14 protein-coding genes and 1 pseudogene are annotated in these 18,587 nt (G+C 37.6%); 14 read left to right on the top strand and 1 reads right to left on the bottom strand.

Features of this window, described 5'->3' with window-relative positions; all coding sequences use genetic code 11:
• The first annotated feature begins 112 nt into the window (after window positions 1–112).
• From A7P55_RS13860 to A7P55_RS22630, 14 genes and pseudogenes are all read left to right on the top strand, one after another.
• Entirely contained in the window at window positions 113–484 is a 372-nt protein-coding gene (locus A7P55_RS13860; RefSeq protein ID WP_171552541.1) for a hypothetical protein, read from the top strand.
• 237 nt (window positions 485–721) lie between these two features.
• Window positions 722–1,738 (top strand): aspartate carbamoyltransferase catalytic subunit, encoded by a 1,017-nt coding sequence (locus tag A7P55_RS13865; RefSeq protein WP_171552542.1) that lies wholly within the window; start codon window positions 722–724, stop codon window positions 1,736–1,738.
• 12 nt (window positions 1,739–1,750) lie between these two features.
• Window positions 1,751–2,983, top strand: coding sequence for a dihydroorotase (locus A7P55_RS13870; protein ID WP_216078055.1), 1,233 nt, complete (start codon window positions 1,751–1,753; stop codon window positions 2,981–2,983).
• A 197-nt stretch (window positions 2,984–3,180) separates the two neighbouring features.
• Window positions 3,181–3,753 carry a hypothetical protein gene (locus A7P55_RS13875; protein ID WP_171552543.1) on the top strand — a complete coding sequence of 191 codons (573 nt, stop codon included), beginning with the start codon at window positions 3,181–3,183 and terminating at the stop codon, window positions 3,751–3,753.
• A 247-nt stretch (window positions 3,754–4,000) separates the two neighbouring features.
• Window positions 4,001–5,425 (top strand): OmpA family protein, encoded by a 1,425-nt coding sequence (locus A7P55_RS13880; protein ID WP_171552544.1) that lies wholly within the window; start codon window positions 4,001–4,003, stop codon window positions 5,423–5,425.
• 182 nt (window positions 5,426–5,607) lie between these two features.
• Window positions 5,608–6,654, top strand: coding sequence for a DUF1311 domain-containing protein (locus A7P55_RS13885; protein ID WP_171552545.1), 1,047 nt, complete (start codon window positions 5,608–5,610; stop codon window positions 6,652–6,654).
• An 83-nt stretch (window positions 6,655–6,737) separates the two neighbouring features.
• Complete coding sequence (locus tag A7P55_RS13890; RefSeq protein ID WP_171552546.1) at window positions 6,738–7,511, top strand: DUF2520 domain-containing protein; 774 nt, start codon at window positions 6,738–6,740, stop codon at window positions 7,509–7,511.
• 87 nt (window positions 7,512–7,598) lie between these two features.
• Window positions 7,599–10,211 (top strand): type VI secretion system Vgr family protein, encoded by a 2,613-nt coding sequence (locus A7P55_RS13895; protein WP_171552547.1) that lies wholly within the window; start codon window positions 7,599–7,601, stop codon window positions 10,209–10,211.
• Window positions 10,212–10,216: 5 nt separating this feature from the next.
• Complete coding sequence (locus A7P55_RS13900; protein ID WP_171552548.1) at window positions 10,217–10,936, top strand: DUF4123 domain-containing protein; 720 nt, start codon at window positions 10,217–10,219, stop codon at window positions 10,934–10,936.
• Entirely contained in the window at window positions 10,926–13,424 is a 2,499-nt protein-coding gene (locus A7P55_RS13905) for a T6SS effector BTH_I2691 family protein (RefSeq protein WP_171552549.1), read from the top strand. The genes A7P55_RS13900 and A7P55_RS13905 overlap by 11 nt, the downstream gene beginning before the upstream one ends.
• A gap of 26 nt (window positions 13,425–13,450) precedes the next feature.
• Complete coding sequence (locus A7P55_RS13910) at window positions 13,451–14,686, top strand: DUF6708 domain-containing protein (protein WP_171552550.1); 1,236 nt, start codon at window positions 13,451–13,453, stop codon at window positions 14,684–14,686.
• 166 nt (window positions 14,687–14,852) lie between these two features.
• Window positions 14,853–16,088: a DUF6708 domain-containing protein gene (locus A7P55_RS13915; protein ID WP_171552551.1), complete on the top strand. Its 1,236-nt coding sequence runs from the start codon at window positions 14,853–14,855 to the stop codon at window positions 16,086–16,088.
• A gap of 168 nt (window positions 16,089–16,256) precedes the next feature.
• On the top strand, window positions 16,257–17,492 hold the full coding sequence (locus tag A7P55_RS13920) for a DUF6708 domain-containing protein (protein ID WP_171552552.1): 1,236 nt from the start codon (window positions 16,257–16,259) through the stop codon (window positions 17,490–17,492).
• Window positions 17,493–17,723: 231 nt separating this feature from the next.
• Window positions 17,724–17,951, top strand: a pseudogene (locus A7P55_RS22630) (ABC transporter ATP-binding protein); the annotation flags it as partial.
• Window positions 17,952–17,987: 36 nt separating this feature from the next.
• Here the strand turns inward: A7P55_RS22630 and A7P55_RS13925 are convergent.
• The gene (locus tag A7P55_RS13925; RefSeq protein ID WP_171552553.1) at window positions 17,988–18,560 is read right to left on the bottom strand and encodes an HD domain-containing protein; all 573 of its coding nucleotides are present in this window, start codon (window positions 18,558–18,560) and stop codon (window positions 17,988–17,990) included.
• Between the last annotated feature and the right edge of the window lie 27 nt (window positions 18,561–18,587).

The following is an 18,587-nucleotide window of genomic DNA, read 5'->3' on the forward strand; positions in this document are numbered from 1 at the left end:
CAAAAAATGTGATCAAGTACATTTTTATTTTTTATTTTAATAGTTGGTACAGCTTTTGCATTTTTCTTGATGAATTATCAGTAAATATTTCTCCCAATGATGTGAGGACTTTATGAAAGAAAGCATGAATAACGAAGTATTGGTCAATGCTGAAGCTTTTACGATTGCAACTCAAATGTATGTCCGTTTAAGACGTGTCTGTGGACGTGTGATCGATGTAATGTATCTCGTTAACAATAAAGATTATGCCAAGCATGTGCTAGATATCGCCTTAACAACTCAGGACCCGGAGTTAGAACGTTTTGTACATCGTTTAAGCCCATTGATTGACTTATATCCTGAGCCAAATCCATTGGTGGTGGAGACAAAAAATGCGACTGAGAAACAACCGGCTGAGATTTTGGAAACTTATTCCATGGAAGTTACTGATGAAGAAATTTATCAAGCACAAGTACATCATCACTATATTGGTGCATTAAGGTAAATTATAAGTCATTAAAAAATAGAATATTAAAAGGATGTAGAGATGATACTTACATCCTTATCTTTATTTTGGAGTATTTGTATATGGATCAATATTCAGAATTTATGTTCTCATGTTGAATAAAAATAAGATCATGGAAAAGATCTAAAAGATTTTTACTTAAGTGCTGAAAAGTTCAACTGCGAATGAAATCCAAAGTCTGTATAATGCGTTAACTTAACGTGTTAGGAATCTCTTATGCACTTGGCGGCATTGCATACTTTGAGTCAGATCCAGCTCAATCAACAAGGAAATCTCAAGCACTTTTTAACCATTGAAGGTCTTTCTAAAGAAACCTTAACCAAGATTCTAGATACAGCGCAAAGCTTTTTAGATGAAAATAATAACTTGATCAATCGTCCGTTGCTTGAAGGACTGACGGTGATGAATCTTTTCTTTGAAAACTCCACGCGTACCCGTACTACTTTTGAAGCTGCAGCAAAGCGTTTGTCTGCCAATGTCCTGAATATTGATATTGCACGTTCAAGTACCTCTAAAGGTGAAACGCTACGTGATACGCTTTGGAATTTGGAAGCGATGGCAGCGGATATCTTCGTGGTGCGTCATTCATCTTCTGGTGCAGCACATTTTATTGCCAAAGATGTGTGTCCTAAGGTTGCGATTATCAACGCAGGTGATGGTCGACATGCGCATCCTACCCAAGCGATGCTGGATATGTTGACCATTCGTCGTGAGACCAAAAAGCCTTTTGAAGAATTAACGGTTGCGATTATTGGTGATATCAAGCATTCACGCGTCGCACGCTCAAATGTAGCGGCATTGCAAACATTGGGTTGTAAAGACATTCGTGTGATTGCGCCAAATACCTTATTGCCAGTGGCCTTTGATGAATATGGCGAACATGTACGTCTGTTTAACAAAATGGATGAAGGCGTGAAAGACTGTGATGTGATTATTGCATTACGTATTCAAAATGAACGTATTGATTCGCCTGCATTATCTTCACAAGCTGAATTCTATAAAATGTACGGCTTAAACAAAGAGCGTTTGGCATTGGCCAAGCCTGATTGCATCGTGATGCATCCGGGGCCAATGAACCGTGGAGTTGAAATTGATTCAAGCATTGCCGATGGTGATCAATCTGTTATTTTGAAGCAAGTCACCAATGGGATTGCAGTTCGTATGGCAGTGTTGGCACTTGCGATGCAAGGGCAGTTACAAGAACAAGGTTTAATTGAAGCGATTGCGCTGTAAAGGATAGATCACATGAGTATAGTAAAAATTGAAAATGTCCGTGTGCTCGATCCAATTCAAAAAACTGATCAAGTAAAAACGGTTTATATCGAAAACGGTAAGTTGGTTGATGCAGTAGATCAAGTCGATGAAACGATTGATGGTCAAGGCAAATGGTTAATGCCAACTATGGTTGATCTTTGTGCACGTCTACGTGAACCAGGGCAACAACAGCATGGAACCTTAAAGTCAGAAGGTAAAGCGGCGCGTGCCAATGGTATTTTGCATGTGATAACACCACCTGATTCAAAACCAATTGTTCAAGACAATGGTGCTTTAATTCATGGCTTGATTGAAAAAGCACAATTAGATGGCGGCATTTATCTACAAATTATTGGTGCGCAGACCCAAGGTCTGAATGGCAAACAACCTGCCAATATGGCGGGATTGAAGAAGGGTGGATGTACTGCGGTTTCAAATGCCAATGCAAGCTTTGAAAATGATGATGTGGTCATTCGTACTCTGGAATATGCAGCAGGTTTGGGCTTGACGGTTGTGTTCTATGCAGAAGAACCTCAGATTGCCAAAGATGGCTGTGCACACGAAGGCTTTATTGCTTCTCGTCAAGGTTTACCCATGATCCCTGCGATTGCTGAAACCGTTGCGATTGCCAAATACTTGATCATGATTGAAGCAACTGGCGTGAAGGCACACTTTGGTCTGCTGTCTTGTGGTGCTTCGGTTGATTTGATCCGCGCAGCAAAAGCCAAAGGTTTACCTGTCACTGCCGATGTTGCTATGCATCAGTTACATCTGACTGAGCAGCTGACCGATGGTTTTAACTCACTTGCACATGTACGCCCACCGTTACGTTCTGAACAAGATAAAGCATTATTGCGCCAAGGGGTGAAAGAGGGCGTGATTGATGCAATCTGTACCCATCATGAACCACTTAGTAGCTCAGCGAAAATGGCTCCGTTTGCAGAAACACAGCCAGGGATTACTGCTTTTGATACCTATGTCGGTTTAGGTGTGCAGTTGATTCAAGAAGGTGTGTTTGAACCTTTGGAATGGGTGGAGAAAGTCACCTCTATACCAGCACAAGTGGCCAATATGACAGATCGTTGGTTGCAAGAAGCCGGTTGGGTTTTGATTGATCCAGAACTAAAGTGGACGGTGTCTAAAGACAGCATCCTGTCTCAAGGTAAAAATACGCCATTACTTGGTCAACAGCTGACAGGTAAGGTGATGACAACCTTCGCATAAATGATATGCGAACAGCAGAATAAGGCGATCAAGTCTTATTCTGCTTTGTAAAGTGTGATGTAGATATTGTATTTAAATTTTACAAAGCTGATAAAAATAAAAAAATTAGATTAAAGTAAGAAAATAAATGAGATGTGCTTTACATAAAATTATAAAAAATGAGAATTAAACAATTGAAATAATTGGAGCTAAATCATATGGCTATTCACCCAATGGAGCTGCTTAAGCAAAAAGTATCCTCTATTATTGTCAATGATCAAACATGTCTAGTAAATGAAAAAAATGATGTTTTATCAAGATTTTATCCTATTTTTTTGCATCGTTTTTTACAGAAACCAGAACTCGTTGATCAGTTAAAAGAGAAACTGACACCTTCAGTTTTTGACCTAATGGAAGAAAATGAAAAAGTAAAAAATGCATTACTGTTGAGGTTGGCAGCAGGCAAAGTTTCGGTTGCAGAGGTAGAAATCACATTAAATCGAGCGATCCCGAAGAGTCTAGCAGTACTTTCAAATGAGGTCGGGAATGATGCAATTAGCATTATTCATTACCTTCGCGAACATCAAGAATCGATTAATGGATTGTTGCCAAATTGGTCGGAGGAGATGCTTGCTCTGTTAGATGAAGTTCCAAGCGTAGCAGAGTCATTAGAAGAAATTACCGAGCCGGTTGAGATAGCGCCTGAAAAAAAATCTTATCGTTTATTTCCGTTTCTTACACTCATTTTTGCGAGTTTTTCCTTGCTGTTTCTATATCAATTAAGCAAGTAAAATACCTTATTATGAAGATGAAATTATTCCTTATCGTACAATTTACAACTCAACTGAATGATGATCTAAAGCGATTTGGCTTTTACTCTGTTTTGTAAAGTGTGATGTAAGTATTGTATTTAAATGATATAAAAACGAATAAAAAACACACAAATGATTAGAATGAAAAAGCTTCAGTTTGCTTGTACTTCGTATTTTTCTTAAGCGATCTGAATATTATAAATTTAATGTGTTGGAGAGAATAACAATGTCAATAAACCCAATAGAACTGTTAAAGCAGAAAGTGACGTCTGTGCTTGTGAGTGGTCAGGACGGTCTGGCGAACGAAAAAAGTGCGCTGTTATCTAAGTTTTACCCGATTTTTCTTTCGATTTTAGCTGCAAAACCTGAATTAATTCAGAAACTAAAAGAGTCAATTTCACCTTCATTATTCGATTTGTTTGGTCATAATGATCAAGTTAAAAATGCATTATTATCCAACCTCGCAGGTGGTCAGCTTCCCATAGCTGAAGCAGAGCAAACATTAAACCAAGCGCTTCCAGTCAGCCTTGCTGCTTTAACCAGTGAAGCGGGGAATGATACCCAAAGCATTGTTAATTATTTAAAACAGCATGCTGATTCAATTCGTGCACTGTTACCTGCATGGGCGATAGGTTTGCTTGCACCTTTAGGACTGGTTTCGAGCGCTACGGCCTCAACAACGAGCTTAGCCAGTGCGACCGCGACGACAGGAAGTAAATCACGTGCTTGGCTACCGATTGTAGCGCTGATCATTTTAGCGCTTTTAGTCGCATGGCTATGGAAGTCATGTCAACATAAACAAATGGAAGTTCCAGTAAATAACGAGGACTCATCCGCATCACAAGTCGGTACAGTCATTGCCCCAGCGAGTTTGGCATTAACTACCGATGCCAATGGTAATGTTGCACAGTGTCAGGTCATGGTTGGTGATCAAGGGTTTCTTGCCAGTATTCAGGCCAAAGTCAAAGAAGTTTTTTCTTCTAATCATGACTGCACGGTAGATACAGCAGGTACGGCTGCAACACATGCAGGCTCGTTTACCGATCAAGCAGGACTTGCAGGTGTCCTAGGGTTGCTTAAAGGGGTTCCAAATGTTTCCTTGGAATGGGTCGGTGATAAGATCACCTTAAAAGGTGCAGATGCAGCTAAACTCAATGAGTTGCTTGGCAAGATCAAAGGATTAGTACCAAATACCGAGGTGGTTGTCGAAGCACCTGTGAGTGCTGCTGATTCTGTCAGTAATAGTCTAAATGCAGCACAGGATGCATTGGCAAGTATTGATGCCAATCAGGTTGATATTAATGCCGTGATTAAAGCACTTAATCTACAGATTATTAATTTCTCAACAGGATCTAACCAGATTCCAGATGAAAACAAAGCAATCTTGGATAAAGCCGCTGGCTTAATGAAAAATACCAAAGATGCAAAACTGACTGTTGCGGGTTATACCGATTCAACAGGTAATGCCAATAGCAATAAAACGCTATCACAAAAACGTGCACAGGCGGTGGTCGATTATTTAGTCAGTCAAGGCGTAGATTCGGCACAACTTACAGCGATGGGGCATGGTGCAGATAACCCTGTTGCAGATAATGCAACTGAGGAAGGACGTTTTAAAAATCGCCGTATTGAGTTTTCAATTAGCCCTTAATGGATGGGGTGTTGAAGTTTTAAAGGAGTTATTGATGAAATAACTCCTTTTATTTTAATTGTTTATTTGAATAAATATAATTTTAAATGAAGTTGTTTAAATAAAATCAGAGAAAAGACTCGAAAGTATCGTTTTAAATTGAGTAGAATACGCCCGAAAAAAACAAGATTACGAGTATTAATATGAATAAGTTTTTTATATTCACAACATTAACAGCAGCAGTGTTATTAACAGGTTGTGACAAGTTCAAGCCGAAAGATAAAGTTGAAAATACTGATGCGGCTGTCGCTGAGTGGAGTTGTACCAATCAAGACAACTTGAATAATATTCAAGCCGCATTGAAAAAAGACTATTTAAAACAAATCGAGCGTAGCCTAAGAGAAAGCGGGTATCAGGCAGATTATGACGTTTTGGATAAAATCAATAAAGGTCTGAAATTCGAAATCAAAAATGTGCGTACCTTGGATACAGCAGAAGGTGAGCAAGCGTCAAAAACACAATTGAGCTGTGAAAGTCAGTTAATCGTTCAATTCCCGAAAGGCTTACAAAAGCGTGCGGAGAATGCCTATGCAGAGCAGCAAAAAAATTGTGAAGAGTGTGAGGGCGATTATAGCGCCAGTACTTTAACTGATTATTTTGCAGATAATGAATATTCACTGACTTTAGAAGATGACAAGCTCAAAGGTAGCTTTTTATATGACATTACCAAGACGGATAAAGATGGTTTAGTCTTTAATATTCCTGATCAAAATGCAGTGATTGATGGTGTGGTCTTTATGGCGACCAAAGCCGTGCAATATGTAGCTTATTTAAAAGAAAACCGCCTGATTGAACAAAGCAATGAACAAGCTCAGCAGCAATATGATGCAGAAGAATCGGCTCAAATGGGCTTGGCTCAAAAAGCAATGGATATTCGCAAAAAAGAGTTAGATGCTGAAAAAGCACAGCAGGTTGAGCGCTTAAATCAAACTTGGGACAAGTTTAGTCCAGAGCAAAAAGCACAGTTGCAGCAAGACCAGTCTGATTGGTTTGAAAAACGTGATGTTGATTGTAAAGTACTTGCTCAAAAGCATGTGTCTGACATTGCTGAAAAAGATTTAGAAACCTATCAAAAGCAATCACGGTATTGGAATGATGCGATGCGTCAACAAGATCAAGAGATGCAGTACACCAAATGCTTTACCCAACGTACTATTGAGCGCATTGTCTATCTCAATAATGTCAATTAAGTAAGCAACAATAAGAAGGACGAATTGATTCGTCCTTTTTTTATTGGCATGCTTAGCACAGCGATGGTTTTAAGATAAATATTATGCGAATTACATTGATTGGAGCAGGTCGTGTTGCAACTCATTTGGCCAAAGTATTGCAATTGCAGCATCAGATTGTGCAAATTTTTAGTCGGAATCTACAACATGCTCAGACCCTTGCAGAACAAGTCAATGCCCAAGCAATTGATGATGTGCAACAGCTGGATGCACAAACCGATTTAGTGATTATTGCAGTCAGTGATCAGGCGATTCACAGTGTGATTGATTCGATTGCACCCTATCTCACTGAAAATCTAATTGTACATACCTCGGGAAGTACCGCTTTATCTATACTGCAACACAGACATCCACGCGTGGGTGTCTTCTATCCTTTGCAAACCTTTAGTATGGAAAGGGATGTGAATTGGGCGGCTACTCCTTTGTTTGTTGAAGCAGCTCAGCAACAGGACTTAACCTTATTAACCGATTTAGCAAACAGTTTAAGCCAACGTGTCTATCAATATAGCTCGACACAACGTCTGACTTTGCATTTGGCGGCGGTATTTGCTTGCAATTTTAGTAATTATTGTTATGACATGGCGAAGCAGATCGTTGATGCTGAGCAGGTTGATTTTAGTTTGCTCTATCCACTGATTTTAGAGACCGCAAATAAAGCCACAGGCAATAATCCCAAGGATATGCAGACAGGCCCTGCGATGCGAGGCGACCAAAATATATTAAGTATGCATAGTCAGTTATTAGCAGATTCTAATCGCCCAGACTTGCAGAATATCTATCGTCTTATCAGTGAATCTATTTTAAAACGTCATCATTAAATCGATTTAACAATAAGTATACAAAATAGACAAATCGGTCTGTTTTGTATACCATGACTAAAATTTGATTTAATTCTATATAAAAAGATGTTGGCTAATATATTTCAAGCTTTAGAGAGTCTCGGCCTTACTGCACAAAAACGTGCAATCCATATTCAGTTTTCCAATCAAGATTTAAATACTCAAGTCTTCCTACAGCGTATTGATGGACAGCATCAACTGAATGACGGATTTAAGGCAGAATTAATTTGCCTATCAACCAATGCGACCATTCCACTTAAACAATTTATTGGTAGCCAAGCGGCAGTTGATACGGTGACTGATAATGGACAATTGACCCGTGTCACAGGGATTATTACTCAAGCCCTGCAAGGGCAATCGGATGGAAGCCTCACTGTCTATAAACTGACATTAGAAGACCCCACCGCATTGTGGAAACAACGCCGTAACAGCCGTGTGTTTATGAACAAGAGTGTGCGTGATGTGGTGGAAATCATCTTCAAAGAGTGGCAGCAAAAAAGTCCCTTATTTGCATCAAGCTTAACGCTTGATTTAAGCGGACTGAGCCAGAACTATGATATCCGTCCCTTTATTATGCAATATAACCAATCGGATGAAGCGTTTTTAACATCTTTGATGCGTAGCGAAGGGATTAGCTGGTTGATTGATGAAGCTGAGCGAATCGTTCCGCAAAGCAGTGCTGCGATTCAGCCGCAAAAACTACGCCTGATTGACGACAATAGCCAATACCAAGCTCTAGACAGAAGAACGATTCGTTACCACCGTAGCAGTGCCACCGAACAATACGACAGCATGACCAGTTTGGTCGGGCAACGCAGCTTACAGCCGAGCAGTGTACATGTACAGCGTTGGCAAGCGGATGCACTGGAACAGGAAGATGGCGCAGGCAGCGTCCAAAGCACACATAAACACAGTGCTCAATACGACAATGCCAGTCTTGGTCTGGAACAGGCATGGCACTTTTCACCTGCATGGATGCAAGACCTGAATGGGGAAGATGGTGCAACCGCATCGGGCAATTCGCAAATTGAAAAACTGAATCGGAACTTGGGTCAATATTACGACCTACAATCCAAACAATTTACTGCCGATAGCACTGTTCGAGACACCCATGTCGGTTACTGGTTTGAATTGGCTGAACATCCGGAAATTGATCAACATGATGGCGCAGACAAAGAATTCCTGATCACAGGCAAAAACTTCTATAACCAAAACAATTTACCTAAAGATCTACATCAACAGATCAATCAGTTATTAGTACAAAGTAATTGGCAGCCAACCCAAACCAACAATGAAGAACGCCAAGCCAATCAACTGACGCTACAACGCCGCAGTATTAAAACCGTTCCTGAATTTAACCCATTGCAACACCGCCCAACCGCCTCACCGCAACGTGCCAAAGTGGTTGGGCCAAGTGGCGAAGAAATCCATGTCGATGAATGGGGGCGAATTAAAGTCCGTTTCCTGTTTACTCGCAATGATGATCATAGCCATGATGGTGGAGCAGGTGCCAATGACAACGACACCGATTCAGCCTGGGTTGATGTACTGACGCCTTGGGCAGGTGAAGGCTATGGTGCACGTTTCTTACCGCGTATTGGTGAAATCGTGGTGATTGACTTCTTTGATGGCAATATTGACCGTCCGTTTGTGGTGGGAAGAATTCATGAAGGCCATCGTAGCCCAACCAAGTTTGACAATGCAGGCAAGCTGCCAGACACCAAGAAACTAGCAGGAATTAAGTCTAAAGAGTATCAAGGCGAAGGTTTTAACCAACTGCGCTTTGATGACACCACGGGACAGATCAGTGCCCAGTTGCAAAGCAGTCATGCTGCCAGTCAACTCAATCTCGGGAAGCTGAGTCACGCTAAAGCAACAGCAGAAAGTGAAGATCGCGGTGAAGGTTTTGAGTTGCGTACCGACCAATGGGGTGCAGTCCGTGCAGGCGATGGTTTATTGCTTTCCACGCATAAACAAGATCAGGCCCAAGGCGAACATCTAGATGCCCAAGTAGCTAAACAGCAGCTCGAAGGCAATCAAAATAATGCTAAAGCCTTAAGTGAAGTAGCCAAGAATCAGCAAACCGATGAAATAGAATCACTGGATCAACTCAAAGAATTTGCGGAAGAAATTGAATCTGATATTGCCAAGTTTAATAAGGCAATGTTGTTACTCAGTTCGCCAGAGGGCATTGTTCTGAGTAGCAATGAAGATATTCATTTATCTGCCGATGGGCAAATCAATCAGATTGCAGGCGACAGTATCAATCTGAGTACGCAAAAGAACATGATTAGTCATGCTCAAGACAGAATCAGTCTCTTTGCCGCACAGAATGGGATTAAACAGGTGGCTGCAAAGGGCAAGTATGAAGTTCAGGCACAGTCAGATGGCATAGATTTACTTGCCAAGCAAGGCATTCAAATCATTTCGACCGAAGATCGCATTGAGATTACCAGTCCGAAAGAGATTGTGATTACTGCGGGTGGTTCTCAAATCAAGCTGAATGGTTCAGGGATTTTCCCTGTGACCAGTGGCAAGTTTGAGGTGAAGGCGGGGCAGCATTTGTTCATGGGCGGGCAAACTGCTCAAATGAAAACAGTAGAATTAAAGTCATTAGATTGTGATATTCAAGCTCAAAATGCAGCAGAAAATGGATCTCCGCTGATAAAGGTTAGTTAATTGATATGGATGATATACCAAAAAACTTTGTTACTAAAATTGATGCGCCTGAGTCCATTATTTTTGAAGCGAATTATATTATTTTTGATGCTTCACTATGGGGCAGTGCACATTCAATATTAAAAGATCTAAACGTCGAACACCATTTTATTGGTTTAAATGTTTTTAGACGCCCAGAACTCACTCCCACATTGATAGATTTAAAGAATCTTTCCAATGAGAAAAAAGAACAACTATGGAACTTAGTTGGTAAAAAAACTCACACCAATGCTTTTAGTGGCTTTGATCAAATGAGCATGTTTCAAACCTATCTTTATTCAGATAAACGAATTGAAGAGATCAAGGATTTTTTAGCTGAGTTAATGGTCTATAAAAGAAAATCAGAAAAATTTGTATTTAGATTTTATGATCCAAGAGTTGCAATTCATCTCTCCCAGTTGAGTGCTTTGTTGAATATGTCAATTTATAAGAAATTACAAGATGATATTTCAAAATGGGTGGTTTCAATAAATCATCAATATTTTGAAGTCAATAAACAAAAAGTCGAAGTACCAGTTATAAATTTTGATGAGATTGATCCGATTAATTCAAGAATTAGAAGTGAATTAACTACAGACTATGATGACCTTGGAAATGAAATTTCTAAAGATTTTAACCAAAATATGAATGAACTAATTAATTTTATATATAAAGAAAAGTTAAGTGAGAAAGAAAATGGCGAGTAATAAAGGTTGTAATGTATGTGATAAACAGGGACTACCTATATTTGTGAGTCGTTTTGGATTTAGCTCAAATGTTTCTAATATAAAACCCTCTATTACAATCCCTAAAAACTACCCTAAATTATCTGGTAGTGGGATGACTTACGAAGTAACGCCAATTCGGAAAACGGGATATATTTATGTCTTTGATGAGTTGGATAACAGTTTTTATTATTTTGTGAAAGATCAATTTGGCACATTTGCAAAAAAAACAATTGGTACTTTTCTCAATGTAGAAACAACAACAAAGATGCATGAACCTTGCAAAAAAGAAATGCGGAAACTAATGAATGGGATGCTCATTACGATTCCGAAGGCGAATGTGTCTAGAAAAATTTGGTTAGCGTACAGCGCTCATTTATGGACTAGTCGTATCATACAGCTTCATAAAAAACCAGCATATAGAGCGGCACATATGAGCCCAGTTATTGTCGGGCAAAGCAAGGGTGAATTTCACTGTCCAATTACAGAGTTGTCTAAAGTAAAAAATACGAATTTTAACAGCACTGTTACTCAATCGTTGATTAATGAAAGCGAAAGGCTTGCTAAAGGCAAGGGCATTATTGTTGCTTTGCATGATCCAGTAGCATTAATGGTTGATATTCAAGTCGCTATTGAAGAAAAAGGAGCAAAGTTTGTTAATCAGGATGATGTAAAAAGAGCATTTTTTTCTGATGTGACATTATCGGCTTTACAAGCAGGGATTCCGCAGAGCCTCACCAAACAATCCATTGAAAATCGTGAATCAGAATTAAAAAGGATGCAGCAATTACGACTCCAACGGCAAGCTCGGTTTGGTTTTGATCCTGCACAAATGACCGAGAAAAAATTTGACGAACAACGGCAAAAAGAACTACGGGGAAATATTGAAAGCGAGTGGGCTAAATATGCAAAAAAGTTTAGTGCTACTCAAAGAACAGCGAAAATTACAGAAATAAAAAACAATCAAATGGCGTATGACAAAAGCCATATTTATCCTTTGGCGATTATGATAAAGCTATGGATAAACTTTGAAAGAACAATTTCATATTTTAAGTATCAATTTGATTCTAAAAATATTGACAGTGGCGTGTGTTATGCGCATGAAGCAACGCTGGCATTGGGGGGAAGCTGTGCCTTAGATCCTGTGAGAATTGAACTTGCAAAAAAACTCAAAGCACAAAAGTTTAGCGATGACAATTTTGTTTTAAATGCTTTGGCACTTAATTTTGATGTGGTTAAAAGCAAGATTATTGATAGTTTTTCAAAGTTAAAACCTGCTGTAGAAAATCCATTTAGAGATATTCCTTGGGATGCTCTATTTAGTGCATTTTCAGATAGTTTAGAAAAAAATGTTTCAAATACCACAGGAATCCATTTAGATAAACTGGGTGCAACCATTGCCTTAACATTTGGTCCTTTGTTTAATATGCTCTGCCAAGGTTTATTAAAGGCAACTCAAGGCGGGATTGCTGTACTGAGTATGGCAATGATGTATAACTTAAAACTTCGTGTATTAGATGTACGCGGGGTTCGAACCAAAAAAATGGCACGTGCAGTCGCAGGCCGAATGATTTCTTTAAGCCAACAACAAGGCGGGAGTTCAGCTGCATATTTACAACGACATCGAGCAGCATTAGAAGTCCAGTTAAAGTATAGAATAGATGATTTGGTCAACGAAACTGGATTAAGCAAAGCACAATTAAAAAGAGAGTTGGTTGTTGTTGAAAGTATTTTTAAAAAAGGTGTCAGTGTTTCAGATTTTGCAAAGAGTTTAGAGTCAGAAACATCTATTCAAAAATGGAATGATGACTGGAAAAACACCATGCAGACTAGAGTCAGTGGTGTTGGAGCAAGTGTAAAGTCCTCTTTTGCAATTGGTTCGTCGGCATTGGTTGGCGCATTTCAAGGCTGGGTATTGACCAAGTTGTATGACGACGCTTTTGGTGATACCACGATGAAAAATGATGAAACTGAAAATAGGATTCGTTTTGGTCTTGGTGTTTCTGCTATCGGTGCGGCAATTGCAACCACGATAGAAAAAAGTTTAGGTTTATATCGAACACCAAGTGCAAATATAATCAGCGTTCAAAGAAATGTAGGCTTAGTCGCTAAAGTTTTAGGCGGAATCGCTGGTTTTGGGGTGGCGATTATAGATGGTTATGCAGGCTATAATGCGTATCAAGAAGGTAATATGGGCTTAAGTCTTTTGTATGGTGTAAGTTCAATAATTGGTTTTAGTTTAGCATGTATTGCATTGAGTAGTTTAAGTATTCCAATACTTGGTTGGATCATTGCAATTGGTGCAGGTCTAATGATCTTAATTTCAATCGGTATTTCTAAACTAAAAGACAATGCACTACAAGACTGGGTTGAGCGTTGTAGTTTTGGCACACTGTCCAAAGAAAGGTATGGTAATTATAACCTGATGCAAAGTGAGTTTGAAAAAGCCATGAAAGCGATTGCAGCATAAAGTCACAATATAAATATAGGTATTATATGATTCAGGCGCATTATCAAGGTGTAATTATTCCGTATAGAAATTATATTGGGAAGAAGTTCAATGAAATTGAGGAAAAAATAGAGCTAAATCAAAAGCAGGATACAGGTGTAGAACCTGTAGATGCAGATATCACTATTCAATTTAATTCAACTTATCTAGAGGTATTAGACAAAGCCTATAATTGGAGAGGTGTGATTAATTTCTTTTCAATTGGTTTGTGTGTGTTTGCTCTTTTTATGATTAATTTGATGGTTTTAATAATTTTAAAAGTTGGATTTGATTGGTTGGCTATAGCCGCATTTCTGTTAATGTCGCTTTTCCTTTTAGGGATATTTTTTATATATAAGTTTTTTTTAAAGAAGGATTTGTTTGGCTACACGCATTATCCAATTCGCTTTAATCGAAAAAATAGAAAAGTTTATGTTTTTAAAACTAAAGATGATATTCGTGTATTTGACTGGGATCATCTTAAAGTGGCTTTTACACGTATAGATACTGGGAGTTCGCGTAAACGCGATTACGATATCCGTCTATCTCAACTCTCAAAAGATGGAACTATTGAGGATGCATTTAGTCTATCTTATATAAATTCTGCAGAAACGATTGAATATACAGAAGAAGATGGTTATCAATTTTCATTTGATGTTGAAGCAGCACAATTTGCATCGAATTGGGAATATATTCGTTGTTATATGGAAGAAGGAATTGAGGAAAGTTATAAAGCGGTAAGGAAGTTGATTCCATTAGATAAAAAAAGAGAAAGCCTCTTACAAAGTGTAAAAAAGGCTTGGTATTTTAGCCCGAAAGACTATAGCTTTAAAGAAGTTGAGACACTTCAAGGTGCAGGTTATGTCGTTGATATTCAAAAAACATATAGCGATGCATTTCTTTCTAATTTATTTAAAGGCCTATTTTTCTTTATAGTAATGATTTGTTTTATTGGCCGTCCGTTTGTGATGCATATAGCCAAAAGACCCAAATGGTCTAAACAGGTTGAAGATGCGTGTGTGGTCGATTCTGATGATCCATATAATTATGAAAAGCATCCGAATCAGGGGCATCCTAAAGCTAAGGAAACAGCTTTAGGAATAATTGTTAAAACCATCACCTTCTTTTTATGTTATTTCAGTATTTATGGTTTTTTATGGATATTTGATAAAGTTGCTGAAGTTAAAGGGAATGATTTACCCATTCGTTTTTCAGACTATTTAGCTTTTTGGAATTGGTTTTAAAAAAGTGTTCTACTTTTAATCATACTAGCCATTTCTTATTATTCTTTGAAAATTCCCTCCTTTGATTAAGGAGGGATAAAACTGACTGGATCAATGTTGGTATGTTTTAGACTGGATAAAAATGGAAACCACCTGATGCAAAAATACAATATAAAATAGGTAGGATATGATTCAGGCGAATTATCAAGGTGTAATTATTCCGTATAGAAATTATATCGGGAAGAAATTCAATGAAATCGAAGAGAAAATAGAGCTAAATCAAAAGCAGGATACAGGTGTAGAACCTGTAGATGCAGATATCACTATTCAATTTAATTCAACTTATTTAGAGGTTTTAGACAAAGCCTATAATTGGAGGGGTGGGGTTAATTTCTTTTCTATTGGTCTATCGATTCTTTTTATATTGATGATCGTTTTAATGATTTTTGTTATTGCTTTAGATGGATTTGAGCTGATTGATGTTTTTGGTTTAATTTTGATTGCTGCATTTTCTGGGCTTTTATTTTTTATATATAAAATATTATTAAAAAAAGATCTGTTTGGTTATACCCATTATCCGATTCGGTTTAATCGTAAAAATAGAAAAGTTTATGTTTTTAAAACTAAAGATGATATTAGCGTATTTGATTGGGATCATCTTAAAGTTGCTTTTACACGTATAGATACTGGGGATCGTCGTAAGCCCGAATATGACATCCGCTTTTCTCAACTCTCAGAGGATGGAACTATTGAGGATGCATTTTGTCTTCCTTTTAGAAAATTTGTAGAGAAAATTGAATATATACAAGAAGATGGTTATCAGTTTTCTTCTGATGTAGAGGCGGTAATATTTGCTTCAAATTGGGAGTATATTCGTTGCTATATGGAAGAAGGAATCGAGGAAAGTTATAAAGCGGTAAGGAAGTTGATTCCATTAGATAAGAAAAGGGAAAGCCTGTTACAAAGTATGAAAATGGCTTGGTTTTTTGGTTCAAAAATGTATAGTTTTAGAGAAATTGAAACTCCTTTAGGAACACGTTATATCGTTGATATTCAAAAAACATATAAAGATATGCACTTACTTAACCTTTTTAAAGGTCTGTTTTTCTTTATTGTAATGATTTGTTTTATTGGCCGTCCGTTTGTGATGCATATAGCCAAAAGACCCAAATGGTCTAAACAGGTTGAAGATGCGTGTATGGTCGATTCTGATGATCCATATAATTATGAAAAGCATCCGAATCAGGGGCATCCTAAAGCTAAGGAAACAGCTTTAGGAATAATTGTTAAAACCATCACCTTCTTTTTATGCTATTTCAGTATTTATGGTTTTTTATGGATATTTGATAAGATTGCTGAAGTTAAAGGGAATGATTTACCCATTCGTTTTTCAGACTATTTAGCCTTTTGGAATTGGTTTTAAAAAAAAGGGTTCTGCTTTTAATCATACTAGCCATTTCTTATCATTCTTTGAAAATTCCCTCCTTTGATTAAGGAGGGATAAAACTGACTGGATCAATGTTGGTATGTTTTAGACTGGATGAAAATGGAAACCACCTGATGCAAAAATACAATATAAAATAGGTAGGATATGATTCAGGCGCATTATCAAGGTGTAATTATTCCGTATAGAAATTATATTGGGAAGAAATTCAATGAAATCGAAGAAAAAATAGAGCTAAATCAAAAGCAGGATACAGGTGTAGAACCTGTAGATGCAGATATCACTATTCAATTTAATTCAACTTATCTAGAGGTATTAGACAAAGCCTATAATTGGAGAGGTGTGATTAATTTCTTTTCAATTGGTTTGTGTGTGTTTGCTCTTTTTATGATTAATTTGATGGTTTTAATAATTTTAAAAGTTGGATTTGATTGGTTGGCTATAGCCGCATTTCTGTTAATGTCGCTTTTCCTTTTAGGGATATTTTTTATATATAAGTTTTTTTTAAAGAAGGATTTGTTTGGCTACACGCATTATCCAATTCGCTTTAATCGAAAAAATAGAAAAGTTTATGTTTTTAAAACTAAAGATGATATTCGTGTATTTGACTGGGATCATCTTAAAGTGGCTTTTACACGTATTGATACAGGTAATCGCCGTAAACCTGAATATGATATACGTTTTTCTCAAATCGCAGAGGATGGAACCATTGAGGATGCATTCTGTCTTCCTTTTGTAAAATTTGCACATACAATTGAGTATACAGAAGAAGATGGTTATCAATTTTCTTTGGATGCAGAAGCATTATGGTTTGCATCAAACTGGGAATATATTCGTTGTTATATGGAAGACGGTGTTGAGGAAAGTTATAAAGCAGTAAGGAAGTTGATTCCATTAGATAAGAAAAGAGAAAGCCTGCTACAAAGTATGAAAATGGCTTGGTATTTTACCGCTAAAGTATATAGTTTTAAAGAAACTAAAACCGCTCAAGGAACACGTTATATAGTTGATGTTCAAAAAACATACAATGAAACTGTTCTTGCTTTATTGGTGAATGGTGTTGGTTTTTTTATTATCTTAATCTTTTTTATTGGCCGTCCGTTTGTGATGCATATAGCCAAAAGACCCAAATGGTCTAAACAGGTTGAAGATGCGTGTGTGGTCGATTCTGATGATCCATATAATTATGAAAAGCACCCGAATCAGGGGCATCCTAAAGCTAAGGAAACAGCTTTAGGAATAATTGTTAAAACCATCACCTTCTTTTTATGCTATTTCAGTATTTATGGTTTTTTATGGGTATTTGATAAGGTTGCTGAAGTTAAAGGGAATGATTTACCCATTCGTTTTTCAGACTATTTAGCTTTTTGGAATTGGTTTTAAAAAAGTGTTCTGCTTTTAATCATACCAGCCATTTCTTATTATTCTTTGGAAAAACCCTCCTTTGATTAAGGAGGGATAAAACTGACTGGATCAATGTTGGTATGTTCTCAGACTATATTATTTTTAAAACAAAATGAAAGTATAGAGAAGATGGATTTGTAACTAGTTGAAATTAAATCGTTGCTCGAGGTGGATTATTTGAAACTAAACTTAAAGCTTGTTTAGGGTCCGATCCATTCTTTAGAAAAAGCCAAGTCCAAAATACCTGTAAATCAAAATATAGGTGGAATCGTAACTGGTACCACTTTTGCAGGTGTACTGGCTGAAAGTAGTTCGTTACTTACCAGTGCTCCTATTTTGGTGTTGGTAGGCAAAGCTAAAGAAGGCATCACGTTTACAGGGGAAATAGAAGGACATTCTTTACGAAGGCAATTTACCACGGCTCGTTTTGAGGAAAATTGAGTCAAATAAATGCTGGTTATTAAGAGCCAACCCTTATTTGCTGCTATTTATTTTTTGCATTGTTTCCCTATCTAAGAGTGCACGGATACTTTTAAACAAAGGATGTTTGTTCGTGTATTTCTCGCCATAAGTAAGATTAAACTCATAATCGAAATCATCGGGATTAATGCCTTGATTATGCTGTAAAATCGTTTCTAACTTATCTAAAGCTTTTACAGCAATCGCTTCTTGCGTTTGACCGGCTTCATACTCTTCCCACAGCCCAAGTAACGAGCTTCTGAGCGGATCATCTAATGACTGGGTAAGGAATAAGAGATCATTACGTTCTTGGACATTTTTATTAGGATGATTTTGCTTTTCAATTGCAGGAATATCACCATGAATTGTCTCGCCCAAGTCATGAACAAGACACATCTTTAAGACTCTTGAAAAGTCGAGGTATTTCAATTCATCTTCAAATACCAGTGCTAATAAGGCAAGTCTCCAGGTATGCTCAGCAGTACTTTCATTTCGGCCATTAGACGTGTGGGCTGAACGCATGATATTTTTTAGATTTTCAGCTTCTTTTAAAAAGAGTAAACGTCCTTTAATAATGTCGGTATTCATTCAGCTTTCCTGTTGGTTCCAAAATTA

This window comes from Acinetobacter sp. Ac_5812 (assembly GCF_013072695.1).
Classification (GTDB): domain Bacteria; phylum Pseudomonadota; class Gammaproteobacteria; order Pseudomonadales; family Moraxellaceae; genus Acinetobacter.